The sequence below is a fragment of the Streptomyces sp. NPDC030183 genome (genome assembly GCF_055573455.1).
In genome coordinates this window covers 93,445-114,550 of the sequence record NZ_JBVIBK010000019.1, presented here as the reverse complement: position 1 = coordinate 114,550, position 21,106 = coordinate 93,445, and the positions used below count along the sequence as shown (strand labels likewise).

General features: G+C 72.7%; 18 protein-coding genes. 10 read left to right on the top strand and 8 right to left on the bottom strand.

The window, feature by feature from the left end:
* The first annotated feature begins 32 nt into the window (after positions 1-32).
* Positions 33-1,478 carry an FAD-dependent monooxygenase gene (locus ACZ4Z2_RS23410; protein WP_468078591.1) on the top strand — a complete coding sequence of 482 codons (1,446 nt, stop codon included), beginning with the start codon at positions 33-35 and terminating at the stop codon, positions 1,476-1,478.
* Between the two features lie 90 nt (positions 1,479-1,568).
* Here the strand turns inward: ACZ4Z2_RS23410 and ACZ4Z2_RS23405 are convergent, their stop codons facing one another.
* The gene (locus ACZ4Z2_RS23405) at positions 1,569-2,861 is read right to left on the bottom strand and encodes an extracellular solute-binding protein (RefSeq protein ID WP_468078590.1); all 1,293 of its coding nucleotides are present in this window, start codon (positions 2,859-2,861) and stop codon (positions 1,569-1,571) included.
* Positions 2,862-3,033: 172 nt separating this feature from the next.
* On the opposite strand from ACZ4Z2_RS23405, the gene ACZ4Z2_RS23400 reads away from it, so the two are divergent.
* The 3 genes from ACZ4Z2_RS23400 (at position 3,034) to ACZ4Z2_RS23390 (ending at position 6,345) form a co-directional block, all read left to right on the top strand.
* A complete protein-coding gene (locus tag ACZ4Z2_RS23400) occupies positions 3,034-3,996 on the top strand; it encodes an ROK family protein (RefSeq protein WP_468078589.1) in 963 nt (320 codons plus the stop codon).
* A complete protein-coding gene (gene nagA / locus ACZ4Z2_RS23395) occupies positions 3,996-5,264 on the top strand; it encodes an N-acetylglucosamine-6-phosphate deacetylase (protein ID WP_468078588.1) in 1,269 nt (422 codons plus the stop codon). The genes ACZ4Z2_RS23400 and nagA overlap by 1 nt, the downstream gene beginning before the upstream one ends.
* Positions 5,265-5,418: 154 nt before the next feature.
* Positions 5,419-6,345: a 1-phosphofructokinase gene (locus ACZ4Z2_RS23390; RefSeq protein WP_468078587.1), complete on the top strand. Its 927-nt coding sequence runs from the start codon at positions 5,419-5,421 to the stop codon at positions 6,343-6,345.
* A gap of 10 nt (positions 6,346-6,355) precedes the next feature.
* Here the strand turns inward: ACZ4Z2_RS23390 and ACZ4Z2_RS23385 are convergent, their stop codons facing one another.
* Positions 6,356-7,318, bottom strand: a complete 963-nt coding sequence (locus ACZ4Z2_RS23385; RefSeq protein ID WP_468078586.1) for a carbohydrate-binding protein — start codon at positions 7,316-7,318, stop codon at positions 6,356-6,358.
* 207 nt (positions 7,319-7,525) lie between these two features.
* Positions 7,526-9,301: a diguanylate cyclase CdgB gene (cdgB, locus tag ACZ4Z2_RS23380; RefSeq protein ID WP_468078585.1), complete on the bottom strand. Its 1,776-nt coding sequence runs from the start codon at positions 9,299-9,301 to the stop codon at positions 7,526-7,528.
* A gap of 691 nt (positions 9,302-9,992) precedes the next feature.
* Here cdgB and ACZ4Z2_RS23375 point away from each other — a divergent pair.
* A complete protein-coding gene (locus ACZ4Z2_RS23375; protein WP_468078584.1) occupies positions 9,993-10,502 on the top strand; it encodes a flavin reductase family protein in 510 nt (169 codons plus the stop codon).
* 420 nt (positions 10,503-10,922) lie between these two features.
* On the opposite strand, the gene arfB is transcribed toward ACZ4Z2_RS23375, so the two are convergent.
* Positions 10,923-11,384 (bottom strand): alternative ribosome rescue aminoacyl-tRNA hydrolase ArfB, encoded by a 462-nt coding sequence (gene arfB / locus ACZ4Z2_RS23370; RefSeq protein ID WP_468078583.1) that lies wholly within the window; start codon positions 11,382-11,384, stop codon positions 10,923-10,925.
* 217 nt (positions 11,385-11,601) lie between these two features.
* On the opposite strand from arfB, the gene ACZ4Z2_RS23365 reads away from it, so the two are divergent.
* Entirely contained in the window at positions 11,602-12,177 is a 576-nt protein-coding gene (locus ACZ4Z2_RS23365; RefSeq protein ID WP_468078582.1) for a TerD family protein, read from the top strand.
* A 65-nt stretch (positions 12,178-12,242) separates the two neighbouring features.
* On the opposite strand, the gene ACZ4Z2_RS23360 is transcribed toward ACZ4Z2_RS23365, so the two are convergent.
* Entirely contained in the window at positions 12,243-12,923 is a 681-nt protein-coding gene (locus ACZ4Z2_RS23360; RefSeq protein ID WP_468078581.1) for a hypothetical protein, read from the bottom strand.
* 122 nt (positions 12,924-13,045) lie between these two features.
* Between ACZ4Z2_RS23360 and ACZ4Z2_RS23355 the strand changes: the two genes are divergently transcribed.
* The gene (locus tag ACZ4Z2_RS23355; protein WP_468078666.1) at positions 13,046-13,741 is read left to right on the top strand and encodes a GNAT family N-acetyltransferase; all 696 of its coding nucleotides are present in this window, start codon (positions 13,046-13,048) and stop codon (positions 13,739-13,741) included.
* 144 nt (positions 13,742-13,885) lie between these two features.
* Here ACZ4Z2_RS23355 and ACZ4Z2_RS23350 read toward each other — a convergent pair whose 3' ends face one another.
* Positions 13,886-15,412, bottom strand: coding sequence for a M1 family metallopeptidase (locus ACZ4Z2_RS23350; protein ID WP_468078580.1), 1,527 nt, complete (start codon positions 15,410-15,412; stop codon positions 13,886-13,888).
* A 7-nt stretch (positions 15,413-15,419) separates the two neighbouring features.
* On the opposite strand from ACZ4Z2_RS23350, the gene ACZ4Z2_RS23345 reads away from it, so the two are divergent.
* Positions 15,420-15,920 (top strand): hypothetical protein, encoded by a 501-nt coding sequence (locus ACZ4Z2_RS23345; RefSeq protein WP_468078579.1) that lies wholly within the window; start codon positions 15,420-15,422, stop codon positions 15,918-15,920.
* A gap of 56 nt (positions 15,921-15,976) precedes the next feature.
* On the opposite strand, the gene ACZ4Z2_RS23340 is transcribed toward ACZ4Z2_RS23345, so the two are convergent.
* Positions 15,977-16,645, bottom strand: a complete 669-nt coding sequence (locus ACZ4Z2_RS23340; RefSeq protein WP_468078578.1) for a pentapeptide repeat-containing protein — start codon at positions 16,643-16,645, stop codon at positions 15,977-15,979.
* A gap of 250 nt (positions 16,646-16,895) precedes the next feature.
* Between ACZ4Z2_RS23340 and ACZ4Z2_RS23335 the strand changes: the two genes are divergently transcribed.
* Together ACZ4Z2_RS23335 and ACZ4Z2_RS23330 are read left to right on the top strand one after the other, a co-directional pair.
* Positions 16,896-18,143 carry an FAD-dependent oxidoreductase gene (locus ACZ4Z2_RS23335; RefSeq protein WP_468078665.1) on the top strand — a complete coding sequence of 416 codons (1,248 nt, stop codon included), beginning with the start codon at positions 16,896-16,898 and terminating at the stop codon, positions 18,141-18,143.
* Positions 18,144-18,195: 52 nt separating this feature from the next.
* On the top strand, positions 18,196-19,167 hold the full coding sequence (locus tag ACZ4Z2_RS23330; RefSeq protein ID WP_468078577.1) for a zinc-binding dehydrogenase: 972 nt from the start codon (positions 18,196-18,198) through the stop codon (positions 19,165-19,167).
* A gap of 526 nt (positions 19,168-19,693) precedes the next feature.
* Here ACZ4Z2_RS23330 and ACZ4Z2_RS23325 read toward each other — a convergent pair.
* On the bottom strand, positions 19,694-21,106 hold the full coding sequence (locus tag ACZ4Z2_RS23325; protein ID WP_468078576.1) for an NAD(P)/FAD-dependent oxidoreductase: 1,413 nt from the start codon (positions 21,104-21,106) through the stop codon (positions 19,694-19,696).

Here is a 21,106-nt window from a genome sequence, read left to right as displayed (position 1 = left end):
CGGCAAGCAAGCGTTGGCAACAGGAGGCCACCATGAACGGCACCGCTACCCACCGCACCGTGATCGTCGTCGGCTCCGGCCCCACCGGCCTCCTGCTCGCCGGGGACCTCGCCACGGCCGGCGTCGACGTGACCCTCCTCGAGAAGCGGCCGCACAGGATCAGCAACCTCTCCCGCGCCTTCGGGGTGCACGCCCGCACCCTGGAGCAGCTCGACGCCCGCGGCCTCGCCGACGAACTCCTCACCACCGGCGACACCATCACCGGCCTGCGGCTCTTCCGCCGCCTCTCCCTCGACTTGAGCAGGCTGCCCTCACGCTTCCCGTTCCTGCTCATCACCCCGCAGTACGAGGTCGAGCGGCTCCTGGAGCGGCGGGCCCGACAGGCCGGGGTCGAGTTCGCGTATGAGAGCGAGGTCATGGGGCTGCGGCAGGACGACGAGGGGGTCGACCTCGACGTGCGCGGCCCGGACGGGGCGGTCGTCACCCGCCGGGCGGCCTACGTCGTCGGCGCCGACGGTCACCGCAGCGCCGTGCGGGAGGCGGTCGGCCTGGACTTCCCCGGTGTCTCCGTCATCAAGTCGCTGGTCCTGGCCGATGTCCGACTGGCCGAGAAGCCCGAGGACGTCCTCACCGTCAACGGCCGCGGCGACGCCTTCGCGATGATCGCCTCCTTCGGCGACGGCTGGTACCGGGTCATGGGCTGGAACCGCCGCAACGAGGTCTCCGACGACGCCCCGCTCGACCTCGACGAGGTCAAGGAGATCACCCGCCGCGCCCTGGGCACCGACTACGGCATGCACGAGGCCCGCTGGCTCTCCCGTTTCCACAGTGACGAGCGCCAGGCACCGCACTACCGGGTCGGACGCGTCTTCCTCGCCGGGGACGCCGCGCACATCCACTCCCCGGCCGGCGGGCAGGGCATGAACACCGGCCTCCAGGACGCGGCCAACCTGAGCTGGAAGCTCGCCGCGGCCGTCCAGGGCCGGGCACCCGAAGGGCTCCTCGACAGCTACGAGGCCGAGCGCCACCCGGTCGGCAGGGCGGTGCTGCGCAGCAGTGGCGGACTGGTCCGGCTGGCCCGCGCGCGCAATCCGCTGCTGCGTGCCGCCCGCGCCCTGATCTCCGCGTTCGTCGACATGGCCCCGCCGGTCCAGCGCAAGGCCCTGGGTCAGATCACCGGGATCGGCTACGCCTACCCCGCCCCCCGCGGCGCCCACCACCTCACCGGCACCCGCGCCCCCGACGTCGCCCTGAAGGACGGCCGGCTCCACGAGGCGCTGCGCGGCGGCCGGTTCGTACTGATCACTCCCAGGACCTACGAAGGCCCCGGTGTCCGCGAGGGGTGGCTGACCGTGGAGCGCTGGGCGGGCGACCGCCGGACGACCGTCCTGGTACGGCCCGACGGATACGTGGCCTGGGCGGCGGAGGACGGGGACGCGGCGGGAATCGAGGAGGCCGTGGCTCGGCATCTGGGCTGACCCACCCGGTCGGATCACCCGGCGTCGCGGGATCGGGCCGGTCGAGAGGCGCCGCGCCTCACGGCCGGGCTGATCCCCACGAAAGGGCCCTCAGTCCCCCTGCTCGGCCGCCGTCGCCGTCTCCTGCAACCGCTCCAGCACAGCCCGCGGCTTCGCGTTGGACGACACCGCCGTCCCTATCTCCCGCTTCACCGCCGCACTGACCTCCGCCCAGGACGTCTTCCCGGCGGGATACAGCTCCGCCGAGGGGAGTTCCGTCAGGAACGGCGTGAGGTCGGCGGCGTCCTCGTCCCCCGCCATCGCCTGCGACGCCGAGGACGTCACCGGCAGCAGGTCGTATTCACGGGAGAACGCGAGAACGTTCTTGTCGGCGTAGACGTAGTCGAGGAAGTCGCCGATCTCCTCCTGGTGCCCGTTCTGTTTGAACGCCATCATCCAGTCGGTGACCCCGAGGGCCGACCGCGACCGCCCCGCGCGCCCGGGCAGCGCGGCGGTGCCGTACTCGATGCCCTTGTCCTCGGCCGTCTTCATCAGGCTGGGGTGCCCGTTGAGCATCCCGACGTCCCCGCGCGCGAACGCGGCGAACGCGTCGGCGCGGTTCAGCTTCGCCGGTGCGGTCGGCCCGGTGAGGCCCTTGTCGACCAGCTCGTTCTTCAGCCAGGTGAAGGTCCTGACGTTGTCCTCGGAGCTGAGCTGGTACGTGCCGACGTTGTCCACGTATCCGGCCCCGCCGCTGAGCAGCCACTGCATGGTCTCGGCCTGGGCCTCCTCGGGCCCCAGTGGCAACGCGTACGGGGTCTTGACCCCGGCTCCGCGGAGCGCCTCCGCGTCGGCGGCCAGCTCGCTCCAGGTGCGCGGGGCGTCGTCGAGGCCGGCCTTGGCGAAGAGCTTCTTGTTGTAGAAGAGCACGCGGGTGGAGGCGGCGAAGGGCATGCCGTACGAGACCCGCCGTACCTTGCCCGCGTTGGCGAGCTGGCCGAGGAAGTTGGCCTGGACGGGTATGGAGAGCAGGTCGTCGACCTCGTAGAGCTTGCCGGCGGCGGCGTAGTCGGCGTAGGTGCCGATCTGCGCGATGTCGGGGGCGTGGCCCGCGTCGACCATCTCCTTGACCTCGCGGTCGATGTCGTTCCAGGAGTGCACGGTGACGTCGATCCGGACGTCCGGGTGGTCCTTCTCGTACGCCTCGACGAGGTCGTCCCAGTACTTCTGGGAGCTGTTGGCCTTCGAGTCGCCGTAGTCGGCGGCCACCAGTGTGAGGGTGACCTCCGAGCCGTCCGCCTCCCCGGCGCCGCAGCCCGCAAGCGTGGACATCAGCCCCAGCGCGGACAGGGCCGCGATCGTCGAGGTGGTCCTGATGTGGGTCTTCGTCCGCCGCTGTCGCACTCGTCCTGCCCCAAACCTGTCGCACTTATCGAACGGGCTTCGAACAAACCAGCCTGGACCACAGGCCCGCACCCAAGCCCGTTAATCCTTCAACTTCCCGAACTTCCTCATAAGGTCTACACCACGTGAGTGGACTAGACCTCTTGAGGGTACACGGGCCACACTGTCCCCCGTGAGACATGTCATCGCCCTCGATGTGGGCGGCACCGGGATGAAGGCCGCGCTGGTCGGTGCGGGCGGCGAGCTGCTGCACCAGGCGCGCCTCGCCACCGGCCGCGACCGCGGGCCGGACGCCGTCGTCGCGTCCATCCTCGACTTCGCCGCCCGGCTGCGCGCCTACGGCGAGCGGCACTTCGGCGAGCCCGCGTCCGCCGCCGGTGTCGCCGTGCCCGGCATCGTCGACGCCGAGCGGGGCGTCGCCGTCTACGCGGCCAACCTCGGCTGGCGCGACGTACCGCTGCGCGCGCTCCTCGCCGAGCGGCTCGGCGGCATACCGGTCACCCTCGGCCACGACGTGCGCACCGGCGGTCTCGCGGAGGGCCGGGTCGGCGCGGGCCTGGGCGCCGACCGCTATCTCTTCGTGGCGCTCGGCACCGGTATCGCCGGCGCGATCGGCGTCGAGGGCCGGGTCGAGGCGGGCGCCCACGGCTTCGCGGGCGAGATCGGCCATGTCGTCGTACGCCCCGGGGGAACGCCCTGCCCCTGCGGTCAGCGCGGCTGCCTGGAGCGTTACGCCTCGGCCGCGGCGGTCAGCCAGGCATGGGCCGACACCACCGGCGACCCCGGCGCGGACGCTGCGGACTGCGCGCGGGCCGTGGAGTACGGCGATCCCCGGGCCCGGGGCGTGTGGCAGGAGGCGGTCGACGCCCTCGCCGACGGCCTCGTCACCGCCATCACCCTGCTGGACCCCCGCACCCTGATCATCGGCGGCGGTCTCGCCGAGGCCGGGGAGACCCTGTTCGGCCCGCTGCGCGCCGCCATCGAACACCGGGTGACCTTCCAGAAGGTCCCCGTGCTCGTCCCGGCCACCCTCGGCGACACGGCGGGCTGCCTCGGCGCCGGCCTGCTGGCCTGGGACCTTCTGATGGACACCACTCCCACGACCCCGACGGACGCTTCGGAGGCAACCCCCTGATGCCAACCCAGCAGGACTTTTCCGCTTCCGGTCCGAGCGGCACCCCTGAAGGGGCGCGGGGAAGCGCGCGACAGGCCCCCGCACCCCCGCGGTCGCCGTCGGCAGCGCGGCCCTACGTCCTCGAAGGCGTCCGTGCCGTCCTCCCCACCGGCATCGTGGAGAACGGCCGGATCGTGATCGACGGCGACCGGATCGCCGAGCACGCCCCCGCCGACGCCCCCACGCTCGCGACCCACGGCCTGTGGGCCGTCCCCGGCTTCGTCGACCTCCACAACCACGGCGGCGGCGGGGCCTCCTTCACCTCGGGCACGGTCGAGGACGTGCTGCGGGGCATCCACACCCACCGTCTGCACGGCACCACCACCCTCGTCGCCTCCACCGTCACCGGCGACATGGACGGCCTCGCCCACCGCGCCGGGCTCCTCTCCGAACTCGCCGAGCAGGGCGACATCGCGGGCATCCACTTCGAGGGCCCGTTCATCTCCCCGTGCCGCAAGGGCGCCCACTCCGAGGCGCTGCTGCGCGACCCCGATCCTGCGGAGGTCCGCAAGCTGGTCGACGCGGCACGTGGCAGGGCCAGCATGGTCACCCTGGCCACCGAACTCCCCGGCGGCCTGGACTCCGTACGGCTCCTCGCCGAGCACGGCGTCATCGCGGCGATCGGGCACACGGACGCCACGTACGAGCAGACCGTGCGGGCCATCGAGGCGGGTGCGACCGTGGCCACCCACCTGTTCAACGCGATGCCCCCGCTGGGCCACCGCGACCCCGGCCCGATCGCGGCGCTCCTGGAGGACGAGCGGATCACGGTCGAGCTGATCAACGACGGCACCCATCTGCACCCCGCCGCCCTCCAGCTGGCGTTCCGTCACGCGGGCGCCGAGCGGGTGGCGTTCATCACGGACGCGATGGACGCGGCGGGCTTCGGCGACGGCCGCTACATGCTCGGCCCGCTGGAGGTGGAGGTCGCCGACGGTGTGGCCCGTCTGGTGGAGGGCGGCTCCATCGCCGGCTCGACCCTCACCCAGGACCGCGCCTTCAAACGGGCGGTCACCCTCGACCGCCTCCCCGTCGAGTCCGTCGTCGCCGCCCTGTCCGCCAACCCGGCCAGGCTCCTCGGCCTGGACGACCGGATCGGCTCCCTGGAACCGGGCAAGGACGCCGACGTCGTCCTCCTCGACACGGACTTCACGCTCAAGGGCGTCCTGCGCAAGGGGGAGTGGGTGGTGGACCCCTTCACCGACCCGACCGGTCCGCCCGTTCGTTGATGTGACGTGCGGAGTGCGGCGGTTGGCCCCCGGGGGACTGGGCCGGCCGTCGCTCTTTTGGCATGATCGAGCCTCCGCAAGAGCTGTCGCCGAGCGCATGCTGATGTCAACGAGGACCGAACGCGTCGCGCCGTCGAATGCGAGGGGGCCCCGGGTGATCCTCACGGTCACGCTGAACACCGCTCTCGACATCACCCACCGCGTACGGGCACTCAGGCCCCATGCCACGCACCGGGTCACCGAGGTGATCCAACGCCCCGGCGGCAAGGGCCTGAACGTGGCCCGGGTACTGGCGGCCCTCGGCCATGAGGTGACGGTCACCGGCTTCGTCGGCGGCGGCACCGGACGCGCCGTCCAGGAGGGGCTCACCCGGACGCCGGGCGTCGTGGACGCGCTAGTCCCGGTCGCGGGTGCGACGCGCCGGACGATCGCGGTCGTCGACGCCGGCGGTGACACGACTCAGCTCAACGAGCCCGGCCCGCTCATCACCCCGGCCGAGTGGTCCGCGTTCCAGCAGACGTACGAGGTCCTGCTGCGCTCCGCCTCGGCGGTGGCCCTGTGCGGCAGCCTGCCGCCGGGGGTGCCGGTGGGCGCGTACGCGGGGCTGATCCGCACGGCACGCACCCTGGCCGTCCCCGTCCTGCTGGACACCAGCGGTGAGCCGCTGCGGCGCGGGGTGGCGGCGCGCCCCGACGTGGTGAAGCCGAACGCCGAGGAACTGGCGGAACTCACCGGCTCCCACGAACCGTCCCGCGCGGCACGTGACGCCCGCCGCCGCGGCGCCCAGGCGGTCGTCGCCTCCCTCGGCCCCGACGGTCTCCTCGCCCACACACCCGAGGGCCACTGGCGGGCGGTCCCGCCCCGCCGCCTCCGCGGCAACCCCACGGGCGCCGGCGACGCGGTGGTCGCGGGCCTCCTGTCGGGCCTGGTCGAACACCTCCCCTGGCCCGACCGCCTCACCCGAGCGACAGCCCTGTCGGCGGCGACCGTCCTGGCCCCGACGGCGGGCGAGTTCGACCCCGAGACCTACGGGGACCTGCTGACGCGGGTGACGGTGACCGGGGAGGTCAGCGCGGCCTGAGAGGGCTTGCTCAGCCCTTGGTCAGGTAGAGCTGGTCGATGTTCACATCGCAGTTGTTGCCCTGCTCACACGAGATCTTGACCTCGTTCGTGCCCTCGTTGAGCTGCACGGACGCCCAGGTGTACGTCCAGCCCTTCTTGTAGTCGCCCTCGGGCGCGTTCGCAAAGTTGCCGAGGTTGAGCGGGCGGCTCTGAACCGTGCCGTTGACCGTGAGGGTGGCGTTGGCGGCCTTGCCGGGCACGCCGTACACCACGTACAACCTGTACGAGCTCTTCTTCGGCACGTCCTCCATCTTCCACGTGACGGACGACCCGACCGAGTTGAAGTTGCCGACGTAGAAGCCGCCCTCGGACTTCGCGCCGGGGATGTCGGAGGCGACCTTGGCGTTGCCGCCGAGTTGGAGGGTCTTGGCCTCCGCCTTGGGGAGTTCGCCGGGCTGCTGCTCGGTCTTCTTGGTCGTCGACGGGCTGGGCTCGGTGCTCTGGTCGGCCGTCGGCGCGGTCGAGGGGCCGCCGCCGGCGTTGTCGTCCGCCTTGTCGTCCCCGCCGATCATGGCGACGCCGATGCCGATCACCACGGCGGCCACGACGGCGATCGCGCCGATCAGCAGCCCCTTGGTGTTGGGGCCGCGCCCGCGCCCGCCGCCCCCGCCGCTGCCGTACGCCTGCTGGCGGGTCGTCTGGGCGCCGCCGGAGAAGGACTCCGGGGCCTGGTAGTGCGCGTTCGGCTGGCCGTAGCCGTTCTGCTGGGGGACCTGGCCGAACGCCGCGGTGGGGGCCTGCGAGGCGGGGGTCGGCTGCTGGGTCTGCTGCCCGTACTGGCGTTCACCGACCGGCCGCACCCGGTTGACGGCGTTGGGGTAGCCGTAGCTTCCCGTGGGCGGCTGGGCGCCACGGGCCTGGCCGTCGGCGTAGAGGTAGCCGAACGGGTCGTCGTCCTCGGGCGTGCTCGCGCCGTTGTTGCCGGGCGTCATCCCTAGGTCTCCTCAGCGGTGCGGTACATGCGGCGTACGGGTGGCGGTTCTTGCAACGGGGGTGTAGGAGAGCGAGCCTACCCGCTCATCCTGAGCCAAACGGGTGACTCCGACCTCGTGGCCTGAGTCACCGTCGCGCCGGAGGACCGGTCATCCGGGCCCTCACCAGCGCGTTTCCCGGGTGGCCGGGCTACTGCCCGGCTCTGCTCATCCGGCCCGGCGATGCTGTTTGGGACGAGATCGTTTCTCGACGTACATCCGCTCGTCAGCCGATTTCAACACCTCGTCCGCCGTCATCCCGCAGTGTGCCCACCCGATGCCGAAACTGGCGCCGACGCGCATCGCGCGGCCGTCGACCCGGATCGGCTGGATGATCTCGTTGCGCAGGCGTACGGCGAGGTCCTGGGCGTCGGCACGGCCGAGCCCGTCAGCGAGGACGACGAACTCGTCACCGCCGAGCCGGGCGACGGTGTCGCCGTCGCGGACGCCCCGGCTGAGCCGGCGGGCCACCTCGATGAGGACGGCGTCGCCCGCGTTGTGCCCGAACCGGTCGTTGATCGACTTGAACCCGTCGAGGTCGCAGAAGAGCACCGCGAGCCCCTTGGTGCCGTCGTCCCGCTCGTTCTCGGGCGCGACGGTGTGCACATGGTGGTCGAAGGCGTCGTACGGCCCAGGGGCCGCGTGGAAGTCGAAGGTGTGCCCGCCGTTCGCGGCGGCCTCGTACGCGTCGAAGGACGGGTGCGGCTGCTGGGCGGCCGGGTGCTGGGCGATCCCGAACTCCCCGTACTGCCCGAAGCCGTCCGCGTAGCCGTCCCCGGTGTTGTCCCCGAAGTTCTCCCCGAACGTGGCGTCCATGGAGTCGGCCGCCGCACCGGCCGGCAGGGCGTGGGGGCGCTGGCAGAGGCGGGCGGAGAGCCGGGAGCGCAGCTCCGCGGAGTTCGGCAGGCCGGTCAGCGCGTCGTGGGAGGCGCGGTGGGCGAGCTGGAGCTCGCGGCGCTTGCGCTCCTCGATGTCCTCGACGTGGGTGAGCAGGAAGCGGGGCCCGTCGGCGGCGTCGGCCACGACGGAGTTGCGCAGGCTGACCCAGACGTAGGTGCCGTCGCGGCGCCCGAGCCGCAGCTCGGCGCGGCCGCCCTCGGCGGAGGTGCGCAGCAGGGTGCCGATGTCCTCGGGGTGGACGAGGTCGGAGAACGCATACCGGCGCATGGCGGACGCGGGCCGCCCGAGGAGCCGGCACAGCGCGTCGTTGGTGCGCAGGATCCGGCCGTGCTGCTCGCCGCCCATCTCGGCGATGGCCATACCGCTGGGGGCGTACTCGAACGCCTGCCGGAAGGATTCCTCGCTGGCCCGCAGCGCCTGCTGCTCCCGTTCGAGCCGGACCAGTGCGCGCTGCATATTCGCACGTAGACGCGCGTTGCTGATCGCGATGGCGGCCTGGAAGGCGTACATCTGGAGCGCCTCGCGCCCCCAGGCGCCGGGGCGGCGGCCGTTGCGCGGCCGGTCCACGGAGATGACCCCGAGCAGCTCACCGCAGGAGGCTCCGCCGGCGCCGGGGGTGTACATCGGCGCGAAGAGGCGGTCGGAGGGGTGCCACTCGTCCTCGAAGCGGGGGGCGGGCCCGTCGGTGTACCACTGCGGTACGTCGTCCTCGTCGAGGACCCAGCCCTCGGTGTGCGGTATGAAGCGCAGGTCGCCCCACGCCTCGCCCATGTTCAGCCGGCGGTCCCAGGAGGTGCGGGAGCCGACGCGGCCGGTGATGAGGGCCTCGGCGGCGGAGTTCCCGGAGAGGGCGGCGACGACGAGGTCGCCGTCGGGGCGGACGAGATTGACGCAGGCAAGCTCGTACCCCAGGCCGTTGACCACACCGTCGGCGACGGTCTGCAGCGTGTCGGCCAGGCTGCGTGCGGTGTTCATGTCCGCCATCACCTGGTGCAGCTGCCGCAGCGTCGTCAGACGGACGTAAGGCTCCGACTCGGTTTCCATTCGCCCTCCCCCCGAGATCTTGTGGCAGCTCCAGGCTCCAGGGTTGCTATCCGGCGTAACTCATGGGCTTACTACCGCTTACAGTTCCTGCTTACAGCTTGCAGCGTCACCGCCACTGAATCACAGCGCGAAGCCCACTCGGTACACAGGGTCAACAAAATATGGCTCCTGTGACTCAAGTCACAACAAAACATGAGCAATTGAGTGGAGTTTATGCGTTTCCGCGGTGCGCATCCTGAACAGAATTCAGGACTCTGTGTAGGCCCTGTGAGCGGCGATGACCGGGTGCGGTGACGGGGTAGACAGTCTCTTTTGAGCCGGAGCGGCCCGGGCGTGACGGGCCTAGGTCGCAGGACCGGCGCGAAGGTGGATCTCTGGCCGGATGTGGCGGTCGGGGGCGGCGGATTAGCGTGCCGACGTGCCGAAGCCCTCCGTCTCCTCCACGCCCCGTGTGTCCCCGTCGCACGCGTCCCCGCCCCGCGCGTCCCCGCCCCAGGTGCCCCCTCCGCATGCGTCCCCGACCCACGCGTCCCCGCCCCAGGTGTCCCCTCCGCATGCGTCACCCACCCAGGCGCCTCCCGCACCCCTGGCGTCTCCCGCGCCCCTGGTGTCTCCGGCGCCCCAGGCGGCTCGTTCGCCCCTCGCACCCCCTGCGGATCGTCTTCCCCTCCCGGGCGGGCATGCTGAGGGGGTGAGTGAAGACGAGTTCCGTGCCGCGATGTCCCGGCTGGCGGCGGGTGTGGTCCTGGTGACCGCGCACGAGGCGCAGCCGGACCCGGAGGGGCCGCGCGGCGAGGACGTCGGCATGACGGCCACGTCGTTCATGTCGGTGTCCCTCGACCCGCCCCTCGTCCTGGTCAGCCTCCGTGAGGGCTCCCGGATGGACGACCTGCTCGCCGAGCAGCCGCTCTGGGCCGTCTCCGTCCTCTCCGAGCACCAGCGCACCATCGCGGGCCGCTTCGCCATGAAGGGCCGCGTCAGCGACCGCCTGCTCTTCGAGTCGGTCCCCCACACCCACGGCCCCCTCACCGCCGCGCCCCTGATCACGGACGCCCTGGCCACGCTCGAATGCCGCACCGAGGAGCGCGTGCCCGCCGGCGACCACACCCTGGTCATCGGCCGGGTCCTGGACACGACGGTCCGCGGCACGGAGGGCGGCCCGCTGACGTACTTCCGGGGCAGGTACCGCCAGTTGGGATGAGCGGGATCATTCCCCACCGCAGACAGCAAAGAGGGGCAGAGGCGAACGGAGACTCGGGGCACCCTCCGGCCACCCCTCCGGCCAGGGGCGCGGCCCCGGCCAGGCCCCCTGGGGAACGGTTTCAGCCACGCCGCACCCCCGCCTCCCCCGCTGCCCACCGCCCCCCCGCTTACCGGCGAACCGAGCATTCGGTAGGCGCCGGACCGCAATTGCGCCGACGCGCCCCGGCCCACCGAGGGGAAATTCCCGGGCACTCGTCAGCAACGCCCCGTCGCCGTGATCACCCCATTCCGCCGCCACGGCCATAACGGATCAGGCCCACCGACCCGGCACCACCGAATCGCGATTCCGCACGCGGAAAAAGACCGGTCAGGACGGCCCCGTAAACGCCGCGTGAACCGGCCGCAGCCGAAAGAGGACTCAGCCCCAATCCCGCCCGGACCGCCCCCGTTTGGTCTCGGAGCGCTGCTTCTTCTGCCGCAGCCGCCGCTCGTTGATGCCCTTCGGGATACGGGTCGGCCGACGCGGCTTCGGCGGCGGCGCGGTGGCCTCCGCGAGAAGCGCCGCCAGGCGCACCGCGGCGGTCTCCCGGTTTCGCCACTGTGAACGGTGCTCGGAGGACCGGACGCTGACGACCCCGTCGACGAGCCGCCCGGCGAGCCGCTCCAGCGCGCGCCGCTTCCACACCTCGGGCAGCGCCTCCGTGTTGGCGAGGTCGAAGCGCAGCTCGACCTGTGAGTCACTGGTGTTGACGTGCTGTCCGCCGGGACCGGAGGACCGGGAGAAACGCCACATCAGCTCGGCCTCGGGAACGGAGACGGAGCCGCGGATGGTGAGGCCGCTGGAGGGTGACCCCCCAGGCCCCCGGGAAGGACCGGACATACCCCCATGGTCACCCGGCCCCGCCACGGAAGTCACCCGCTTTTCCCCACCCCGGCCGTCCACGGCACCCCCCGGCCGTCCCCCGCAGGCACGGTAAAGAAAGTAAAAACCCCTGGAACCTCTGGCGCCCCTCTCTGCGTTCATAGGGGTACAGGTAGCTTCGTCCCCGGCACGAAGCCCGTAAGGCACGTACGCAACGAGGGAAGGACTCCCAACCATGGCTGTAAGCCTGTCCAAGGGTGGCAACGTCTCGCTCACCAAGGAGGCTCCGGGCCTGACCGCCGTCACCGTGGGCCTCGGCTGGGACGTCCGCACCACCACGGGCACCGACTTCGACCTGGACGCCTCCGCCATCGCGGTCAACACCCAGGGCAAGGTGTACTCGGACGCCCACTTCGTCTTCTTCAACAACAAGCAGACCCCGGACCAGACCATCGTCCACACCGGTGACAACCGCACGGGCGAGGGAGCGGGCGACGACGAGGCGATCAACGTCAACCTCGCGGGCCTCCCCGCCGACGTCGACAAGATCGTCTTCCCGGTCTCGATCTACGACGCGGAGAACCGCTCGCAGAACTTCGGCCAGGTCCGCAACGCCTACATCCGCATCATCAACCAGGCCGGCGGCGCCGAGATCGCCCGCTACGACCTCTCCGAGGACGCCGCCACCGAGACCGCCATGGTCTTCGGCGAGCTCTACCGCAACGGCGCCGAGTGGAAGTTCCGCGCCGTCGGCCAGGGTTACGCCTCCGGCCTGGTCGGCATCGCCCAGGACTTCGGCGTCAACGTCTGACGCGCCGCCTGAGAGCCACCCCCGAAGGCCCCGCCCGACCTCACCGTCGTCCGGGGCCTTCGGCGTCACACCCGCCACTCCCCCGCGTACTGGATGTGCAGCCGGCCGGGGACACCGCGGCGGGCGCGTGTGCCCGGCCAGGGACCCGAGGTGAGTTCCACACAGTCGTGGGACGGGGGCGGGTGGTGGTGGGCGTAGGCCGGGGCACGGGTGACGAGGGCACGGAGAGCCGTGCCGTGTTCGCGGAAGGCGGTGGCGCTGCCGACGACGAAGAGGGTGTGGGCCGCGAGGTCGAAGACCAGGTGGTCCCGGTAGGCCGGGTAGGTCCGTCGCCGGTGGTCGAGGGCGGTCTCGTCCGGGAAGTCGTCGTCGGGGGTGGCCGCCGTCCGGGGGCTGCCCCGGCCCAGCCTGGCCCGTACGTCCTTCCACGACGCGGTCGGGAACCGCAGGCTGTGGTGGGCGAGGACGAGGTCCAGGGCGACCGGTTCCCCGCGGCTCGTGAGGCCGTCGGGGGCCGGGTTCGCCCGGATCGGCAGATGGATCAGTGACCGCGCGGAACGCGCGGCCAGCGACCACAGGGCGACGAGTTGTTCCGCGCCGGGCCGGTCGACGTACATCGACAACCAGTGGTGGTCGTCGCGCAACGCCAGGCGGGCCGGCGCGGACGCCGACGCCGGGGAGGGCTGGACCACCCGGAACTCCTCGCCACCCAGCCGCACCTTGTGCACGCGCACGCGCTGTTCCACACGCCTCCTCGGTCCGCCCACGCCGGGACGCACTGTAGACCGGTCGTGAGCTGGGGGTCTCCATGTTTTCGGTGCCCGGTCCCGCTCCGCTCCGCGGGGCGGTGTCCGACCTCGTCGGTAGCGTGCGGGGCATGCTGCTGCTCGAAACGCTCCGCACCGCCGAGGACGGGACCATCCCCGGCCCCCTCCTCGCCGAACTCACGGCGCTGCACGCCTCCAACCGAGCCTTCTACACCCTCAGCGGCGACTTCCCGGACCCCGACGACATCCGCCCCGAGCAGGTGAACGCCGCCCTGGCCATGGAACTGGCCAACCCGGACGTGGAGATCCTCCTCGCACGCGACGACACCGCCACCGCCACCGCCACCGACGCCGACGCGTACGACACCGGCAGCGAGAGCGACAGCGGCCACGGCAGCGCCCTCTCCCCGGCCGACCCCAGGCGCACCCCGCCCCTCGTCGGCCTCGCCATCACCCTCGCGCACCACCCCGACCCCGCCGACCCGGACCCGTGGATCGGGCTGCTGCTCGTCGACGCGGCGGCGCAACGGCGGGGCCACGGCCGACGGTTGGCTGACCTCGTCGAGGCACGGCTGCGGCGGGCCGGCCGCACCGCCGTACGTCTCGCCGCGCTCGACAACAACCCCGGCGCCCTGGCCTTCTGGACCTCCCTCGGCTACGAGGTCATCGCCCACCGAGGAGACCGCCAACGCGGCCGCCCCTGCACGGTCCTGCGCAAGCCCCTCCACCCCGAGGGCTCCGAAGGCCGCGAGGACCCCGAGCCGCCGTCACAGCCGCCGGCATCAGCATCGGCATAAACGCGGGCGCAGACACGGACACAGGCGCAGACGCAGAGGCAGAGGCAGAGGCAGAGGCAGAGGCAGACGTAGACGCAGAGGCAGGCGCAGAGGCAGAGGCAGAGGCAGAGGCAGAGGCAGGCGCAGGCGCAGGCCACGCCCGCCTCACTCCTCCTCCGGCTTCCCCTCCCCGTACAGCCAGTCCTCCCAGACCGGCGTCAGGTCGGCCTCCGGGGCCGTCTTCTCCGCGTGCTTCTCGGCGTACGCGACGAAGTCCGCCGTGCTCGCGTTGCCGTGGCGGCGGGCCGTGGCCCAGCCCTTGAGGAGGTCGAAGAAGGCGTCGTCGCCGACGGCCTCACGGATCTTGTGCAGGACCATCGCGGCACGCTCGTAGACCGGGCTGTCGGAGAGGTGCTCGGCGCTCGGCGGCTCCGCGGGCGGGAACGCCCAGACCGCCTTGCCGGCCTCGGCGTCGTCGAAGTACTCGCCCTCGTAGAGCGCGTCGAAGGTCTCCTGGGCGGTGTCGCCCCCGTGGTCCTCCTGCCACAGCCACTCCGCGTACGTGGCGAAGCCCTCGTTGAGCCACATGTCCCGCCAGCTCTTCGGCGTCACGGAGTTGCCGTACCACTGGTGGGCCAGCTCGTGGACGAGCAGGCTGGTGTCGGGGGCGCCGGGGAAGACCGGCCGGTTCTGGGTCTCCAGCGCGTACTCCACGTCCTCCTCCCGCTCGACGATCGCGCCGGTGGAGGAGAAGGGGTACGGGCCGAAGTTGATCTCCGCCCACTCGATGACGTCCGGGATGCCGTCGAGGACCTCGCGGCTGCCCTCGGCCTCCTCCGGGTCGACGGCTATGTACACCCGCGGTGTCTTCTCGCCCACCGGAGGACGCCGGATCTCGTACGCGCCGATCGCGACGGTGGCGACGTAGCTCGCCATCGGTTCGGCCGAGTGCCAGGCGAAGGCCGTACGGCCGTTCTTCGTCGACTCGCCGCGCAACTCCCCGTTGGAGACGGCCTGGAGGTGCTGCGGGACGGTGACGGTGATGTCGTACGTCGCCTTGTCCGAGGGGTGGTGGTTGCCGGGGAACCACGCCATCGAGCCCGTCGGCTCGCCGAGCGCGAGCGCCCCGTCGGCCGTCGGCAGCCAGCCCTCCTGCGAGCCGTCCGGGTCGGTGATCGTCCGCGGGCTGCCCGAGTAGCGGACCGTCGCACGGAACGTCTTCCCCTTCTCCAGCACCTTCGCCGGGCGGACGGTCAGCTCCTGGCCCGCCCGCTTCCACCGGGCTCCGCGACCGTCGACGGTGACGGACTCGACGTCCATGCCCTTCAGGTCGAGGTCGAACGCGCTGAGATCCCGCGCGGCCCGCGCCGTGATGACGGCCTTCCCCTCGATCCGGTCCTTGCGATCCTTCCGGTCCTTCCGGTCCTTCCGGTCCTCGCGGCCCTTGTCCCGCTCGACGTCGACGTCAAGGGTCAGGGCGTAGTGCTTGACGTCGTAGCCGCCGTTGCCCAGCTTCGGGAAGTACGGGTCGCGCAGTCCGGCGGCACCGGGCCTGCCACCGCCGTGACCCGAACCCGCCCCGGCGTCCGTGCAGGAGGTGAGGCTGAACGTCAGGGCTGCGGCGAGCAGCGCGGCAGGGACAACCGGTAAGGATCGGGACACATCCAAGATCCTAGGCGGACATGACACCATCGCCTACGTGCTCGACATCGGCTACGCCCTCTCCAACCGCTTCCCCGACCCGCCGCAGACGGACTACCGCCGCGCCGACGTCCACGCGCTGCGGCACGACCTCTTCTGCGGTGACGTCTACCTCGCCGACACCAAGGAGGACCGGGAGCTGTCCACAGCCTGGGGATGGGTGCCGGTGCTGGACTTCGCGTGGGCGCTCTGCGACATCGTCGAGCGGCTGGACCGGGACCCGGCGGGCTCCCGGGCCTCCCGGCCGCAGCACGCGGAGCTGGACTTCACCGAGTCGACCGACCGCATGCTCTTCGAGCGCCGCTTCGGATGGGTGGACATCGAGGCCGACTGGATGCCGGCCGAGGAACCCCCGCTCACCTTCTCCCACGCCGAACTCCGCAGGGAGGCCCGGGACTTCCTGCACGACCTCGTCGCCGATCTGTGCGACCTGCACGAGGACCTGGCCGACAACCCGGCGATCTGGACCCTCCAGGCCCGCTTCCCCAGGCTGGACTAGGCCCCCGGAGGCCCCCCGGCCCCGGAGCCCGCCCGCCCCGGTCGGCCGGGGGCCGCTCACCCCTCCACCCGTATCCCCATGGCCACCGCCAGCACCGGGGCCAGATCCATCAGCTGCGCCGCGCTGATCACCGCCCCCGACAGCCGCTCCACCCCGCGGGTGATCTCCACCGAGGCGGCCCCGCGCAGGTCGACGTCCGTGAGGGTCGCCCCGGTCAGGTCGGCGCCCTTCAGCGCGCATCCGGCGAACTCGACGCGCTCCAGCCGCGCGCCGCCGAAGTCCGGCTCGACGAGGACACAGTCCTCGAAGACGACGTCCTTGAGCCGGGCGTCGCGCAGGTTCAGATAATCGATCTTGCCGCCCCGGACCAGCACCCGCTCCAGCACGGCCCCGTGCGCCTGCACGCCACCGAGCCGGGCGTCCACCAGCTCCACGTCACGGAAGGTGGCCTCGGCGACATCCGTGCCGACCCCCCGTATGCCGGTGAGCAGGCAGTCGAGCAGCCGGGCCCGGCGCAGCCGGGTCTCGTCCAGCGCGCAGCCCGTGAGCGCGCAGTCCATGAAACGAGCGCCCCCGCCGTCCTGCCCGGCCAGGTCCCGCTCGCGGAACTCTAGCCCGTCGTAGTCCCCGTCCGGCTCCAGCCCCGCGCCCTCGTACTCCTCCAGCACCGGCAACCGCACCTCCGGCCGCCGCGCCCCCTTCACCACCGACTTCGCCCGCACCATGCCCTCATCCTGCACCCCACCACTGACAACGGCCTCGACCTGCGTAAACCGCCCGCCCCCGGGCCGCCCGCACCCCCATGTCACATTTCGGCGCCCCCGACCGGTCGTACGAGCGGACCCACCCACCGAGACACGAGCGCGACCCACCCGCCGGGATCCGCGCGGCCCCGCCCGCGGACCACCGGCACCGACCCGAGGAGCACGGACCATGCAGCGCACGCCCATCCACCGGACCATGCAGCGCACGCCCATCCACCTCACCGTCATCGGCGGCGGCTTCGCCGGCCTCACCGCGGCGATCACCGCCGCCGAGTCGGGCGCCCGGGTCACCGTCTACGAGGCGCACCACACGCTCGGCGGCCGGGCCAGGACCGCCGAGGGGCCGTACCGGACGAACGAGGGACCGCACGCGCTCTACAGCGGCGGCCCCCACTGGACCTGGCTCGGCCGCCGCGACCTCATCGGCCCGCTCGCGCCGCTCCCGCCGCTGGAGGCGTCCCGGCTGCGGCTGCACCACAAGGGCGTCCTCCGCCGTACCCCGCCGTTCGGGATGCTGCGGCTGCTGCGCCCGCGCCGTACCGGCGGGCGCGCCCCGGTCGACGTCGACTTCCTCACCTGGGCGACCGAGCAGGCGGGCGAGGAGGCCGGGCGGGCCGCCGCCAACTACGCGGCGGTCGCGCTGTTCCACCACGACCCGGGCTCCCTCTCCGCCGCTTTCGTACAGGAACGGCTGCGCCGGGCCACGAAGCTGCCCCCGGAGGCGCACTACCCGCGCGGCGGCTGGGCGAGCGTCATCGACCGGATGGCGGCCCGCGCCTGGAACCTCGGCGTACGCATGGAGACCCTCAGCCGGGTCGACAGCCTGGACGACGTACGCGGCCCGGGCCGGGGCCCGGGACTCCCGCCCGGCACCGGGCGGCCCGTCCCCGTGTCCGGCGGCCCCCGCCCCGGCCCGGTGATCGTCGCCACCTCCCTGGACGCCGCCCGCCGCCTCCTGCGCGACGACTCCCTGACCTGGCCCAGCGGCCGTACCGCGCTCCTCGACCTCGCCCTGCGGACGCGCCGGGGCGACGCGTTCGCCGTCTCCGACCTGGACGCACCCGGCTGGATCGAGCGCTTCACCGCGCAGGACCGCACCCTCGCCCCGGCCGGTGAGCAGTTGCTCCAGGGGCAGTTCCCGATCGCGCCGCACGAGTCGCGCGCGGACGGGGTGGCCCGTGGAGAGCACCTGCTGGACCTGGGGTTCCCGGGCTGGCGCGACCGGGTCGTCTGGCGGCGCGAGGCGACCTCGAACGGTCGTACGGGCGCGGTCGACCTGCCCGGCACCAGCTGGCGCGACCGGCCGGCGGTGGACCGGGGCGACGACGTGTACCTCGCGGGCGACCAGGTCGCGGCGCCGGGCGTGCTGTCGGAGGTGTCGTTCAACAGCGCCCTCACGGCCGTCTCGCTCGCCCTCGGCCGGCCGTCGGGCAACTCCCTTGACCTCAAGCAAGCTTGAGGTTGAAAGCTGGGGTCATCAGCGACAGCGCAGACCCGAGGGGGAGCCCTTCATGCACGCGATCCGTCTGCACGCCTTCGGCCCGGCCGACAACCTCGTCCACGAGAAGACCGAGGACCCCGTGCCCGGCCCCGGCCAGGTCCGTGTCGCCGTCGCCGCGGCCGGCGTACACCTGCTCGACGCGGCCCTGCGCGAGGGCCACCCGGGGCCGGGGCCCGCACCGGAACTGCCCACGATCCCCGGCCGCGAGATCGCCGGGGTCGTCGAGTCCCTCGGCGAGGGCGTCGAGGAGTCCTGGCTCGGCAAGCGCGTCACCGCCCACCTCGGCTGGGCACCCGGCGGCTACGCCGAACTCGCCGTCACGGAGGTCGGGCGCCTGCACGAGATACCCGAGAATCTCGACTTCGCCGAGGCCGTCGCGATGATCGGCACGGGCCGTACGGCGATGGGGATCCTCCTCTTCGCCGACCTCGGCCCCGACGACGTCGTCCTGGTCCCGGCCGCCGCCGGCGGTATCGGCACCCTGCTCGTGCAGTACGCCAGGAACGCGGGCGCCACGGTCATCGGCCTCGCCGGCGGCCCCGCGAAGACGGCCCGGGTCGCGGCGAACGGCGCCGACCTCGCCCTCGACTACACGGACCCCGCCTGGCCGGAGCGGGTCGCCGCGTACCGGGGGAAGGTCACGGTCGTCTTCGACGGCGTGGGCGGCGAGGTCGCCCGCGAGTCGGTCGCGCTCCTCGCGCCCGGCGGCAGGCACCTCGTCTTCGGCTGGTCCGCGGACGGCATCAAGGGCGGCGGACCGTACGTCGTCGAAGGCGTCACCGTGTCGGTCCTGGGCGAGGAGATGCGGCGCCGGGCGGGCGGCCCCGACCCCATCCGCACCCTCGAACTGCGCGCCCTGGCGGAAGCCGCCGCCGGCCGTCTCACCCCGGCCGTCCACCGCTTCCCCCTCGCCGAGGCGGCCGCCGCCCACCGCGCCCTGGAGAACCGGGGCACGACCGGCAAGGTGGTGCTGGAGCCGTGACCACACCCGGCGGCCACAACCGTCAACTCCACCCGCCGCCCCCGCCGTCCACGCGGGCCGCGCCCCGACACCCCCGCCCCGAGTCCCCCCGACCCCCGCCGCTGGTGGTCCCTGGTCGCCGTCGCGCTCACCCACCTGATGGTCATCCTCGACGCGACGATCGTTCCGGTCTTCTCCACTGCCACCGCCGGGGTCGCCCCGCACGACGCGGGCGTCACCTCCGCGACCGTCAACACCGCCCAGCAGGTGGGCGGTTCCGTCGGCACGGCGCTGCTCAACACCATCGCCACCACCAGCGCAACGGCCTACGCCGCCGCCCACGGCGGCACCGCCGCCACCGCCCGCGACGGCGTCGTCCACGGCTACACCAGCCCTGTGGTGCAGCCGCGGCCATCCTCCGCGTCGCCGCGCCCTCGCCGCGACGATGATCAGGGCGAAGGCCCCGCGCCGCACCGCCACTTCACCGGGCCGGCGGGGGTGACCCGGCCCGCGTCAGTGCCACCACCGCGTCAGTGCCGCCACCGCGTCAGTGCCGCCCCGCCACCCGGTCCGCCCAGCGCGCCAGCCGTGACGACTCGGCGCGCTGCGAGGCCGTCTCGCGCCGGTCGGCGGTGCGGTACGTCGCGTACATCCCCTGCACGCCCGCCCAACGCAACGGCTCCGGCTCCCACTTGCGCACCCGGTGGTTCACCCACGGCAGCGAGGTCAGCTCCGTCTCCCCGCCGCGCCCCGAGTCCCGCAGGACGAGGTCCCGCAGCGTGCGGGCGGCGAGGTTGGCGGTGGCCACACCGGAACCGACGTAGCCGCCGGCCCAGCCGAGGCCCGTCGAGCGGTCCAGGGTGACCGTGGCGCACCAGTCGCGCGGCACCCCGAGGACACCGGACCAGGCGTGGGCGACCTTCACCCCGGTCAGCGAGGGGAAGAAGCGGACGAGGATCTCGTACAGCGCCTCGATCGTCGCCGGTTGCGTACGCCCGTCGTTGTCGGTCCGGGACCCGAAGCGGTACGGCACCCCGCGCCCGCCGAGAGCGATCCGGTCGTCGTCGGTGCGCTGGGCGTACATGTAGGCGTGGGCCATGTCGCCGAGGGTCTCCCGCCCCTCCCAGCCGATCGTGGCCCACTGCTCGGCGGTCAGCGGCTCGGTGGCGATCATCGACGAGTTCATGGGCAACCAGGTCCGCCTCTGCCCCTTGAGGTTCGCCGTGAAGCCCTCCGTGCAGCGCAGCACATGGGGCGCCCGGACCGTCCCGTACGGGGTGACCGCGTGCCCGGGCCGGATCTCCGTGACCGGCGTCAGCTCGCGCACGGTCACCCCGAACCCCTCGACGAGGTCCGCCAGCCCCGTCACCAGCCGCACCGGGTCCAGCCGGGCCCCGTGCGGCGTCCACGTCGAGCCCACGGCACCCGCGACCCGGATCCGCTCGGCGGTCTCCCGGGCCCCGTACAGCTCGCGGTCGTCCTCCCCGTACGCCACCTCGTGCTCGTGAAAGGCCCTGAGCCGCGCCAACTGGGCCGGTGTGTAGGCGACTTCGAGGACTCCGCCCTGGTGGACCCCGGCGTCGACGCCCTCCTCCGCCGCCACCCGCACCACTTCGGCGACCGTGTCGTTCATGGCCCGCTGCAACCGCACGGCGGCCTCCCGCCCGTGCAGCCGGGCGTACCGGTCCCGCCCGGCGATCCCGTTGTAGAGCCAGCCGCCGTTCCGCCCGGAGGCCCCGTAGCCGCAGAACCGCTGCTCCAGGACGACGATCCGCAGCGACGGCACGGCCTTCTTCAGGTAGTACGCCGTCCACAGCCCCGTGTACCCGCCGCCGACGATCACGACATCGGCGGTCGCGTTCCCGGTGAGCGGCTCCCTGGGCGCGGGGATGCCGGCCTGCGCGTACCAGAAGGAGATCCCGCCGTTGACGGTGGAGGCGGTCGCGTCCGTGCTGCTCAT

What these genes read in the sequence shown, in the direction of transcription:
- ACZ4Z2_RS23365 (WP_468078582.1), top strand. Translation starts at nt 11,602, where the DNA reads ATGGCTGTAAGCCTGTCCAAGGGTGGCAACGTCTCGCTCACCAAGGAG.
- ACZ4Z2_RS23340 (WP_468078578.1), bottom strand. Translation starts at nt 16,645, where the DNA reads ATGGTGCGGGCGAAGTCGGTGGTGAAGGGGGCGCGGCGGCCGGAGGTG.
- ACZ4Z2_RS23325 (WP_468078576.1), bottom strand. Translation starts at nt 21,106, where the DNA reads ATGAGCAGCACGGACGCGACCGCCTCCACCGTCAACGGCGGGATCTCC.
- arfB (WP_468078583.1), bottom strand. Translation starts at nt 11,384, where the DNA reads ATGTCCGGTCCTTCCCGGGGGCCTGGGGGGTCACCCTCCAGCGGCCTC.
- ACZ4Z2_RS23410 (WP_468078591.1), top strand. Translation starts at nt 33, where the DNA reads ATGAACGGCACCGCTACCCACCGCACCGTGATCGTCGTCGGCTCCGGC.
- ACZ4Z2_RS23350 (WP_468078580.1), bottom strand. Translation starts at nt 15,412, where the DNA reads ATGGTGTCATGTCCGCCTAGGATCTTGGATGTGTCCCGATCCTTACCG.
- nagA (WP_468078588.1), top strand. Translation starts at nt 3,996, where the DNA reads ATGCCAACCCAGCAGGACTTTTCCGCTTCCGGTCCGAGCGGCACCCCT.
- cdgB (WP_468078585.1), bottom strand. Translation starts at nt 9,301, where the DNA reads ATGGAAACCGAGTCGGAGCCTTACGTCCGTCTGACGACGCTGCGGCAG.
- ACZ4Z2_RS23385 (WP_468078586.1), bottom strand. Translation starts at nt 7,318, where the DNA reads ATGACGCCCGGCAACAACGGCGCGAGCACGCCCGAGGACGACGACCCG.
- ACZ4Z2_RS23330 (WP_468078577.1), top strand. Translation starts at nt 18,196, where the DNA reads ATGCACGCGATCCGTCTGCACGCCTTCGGCCCGGCCGACAACCTCGTC.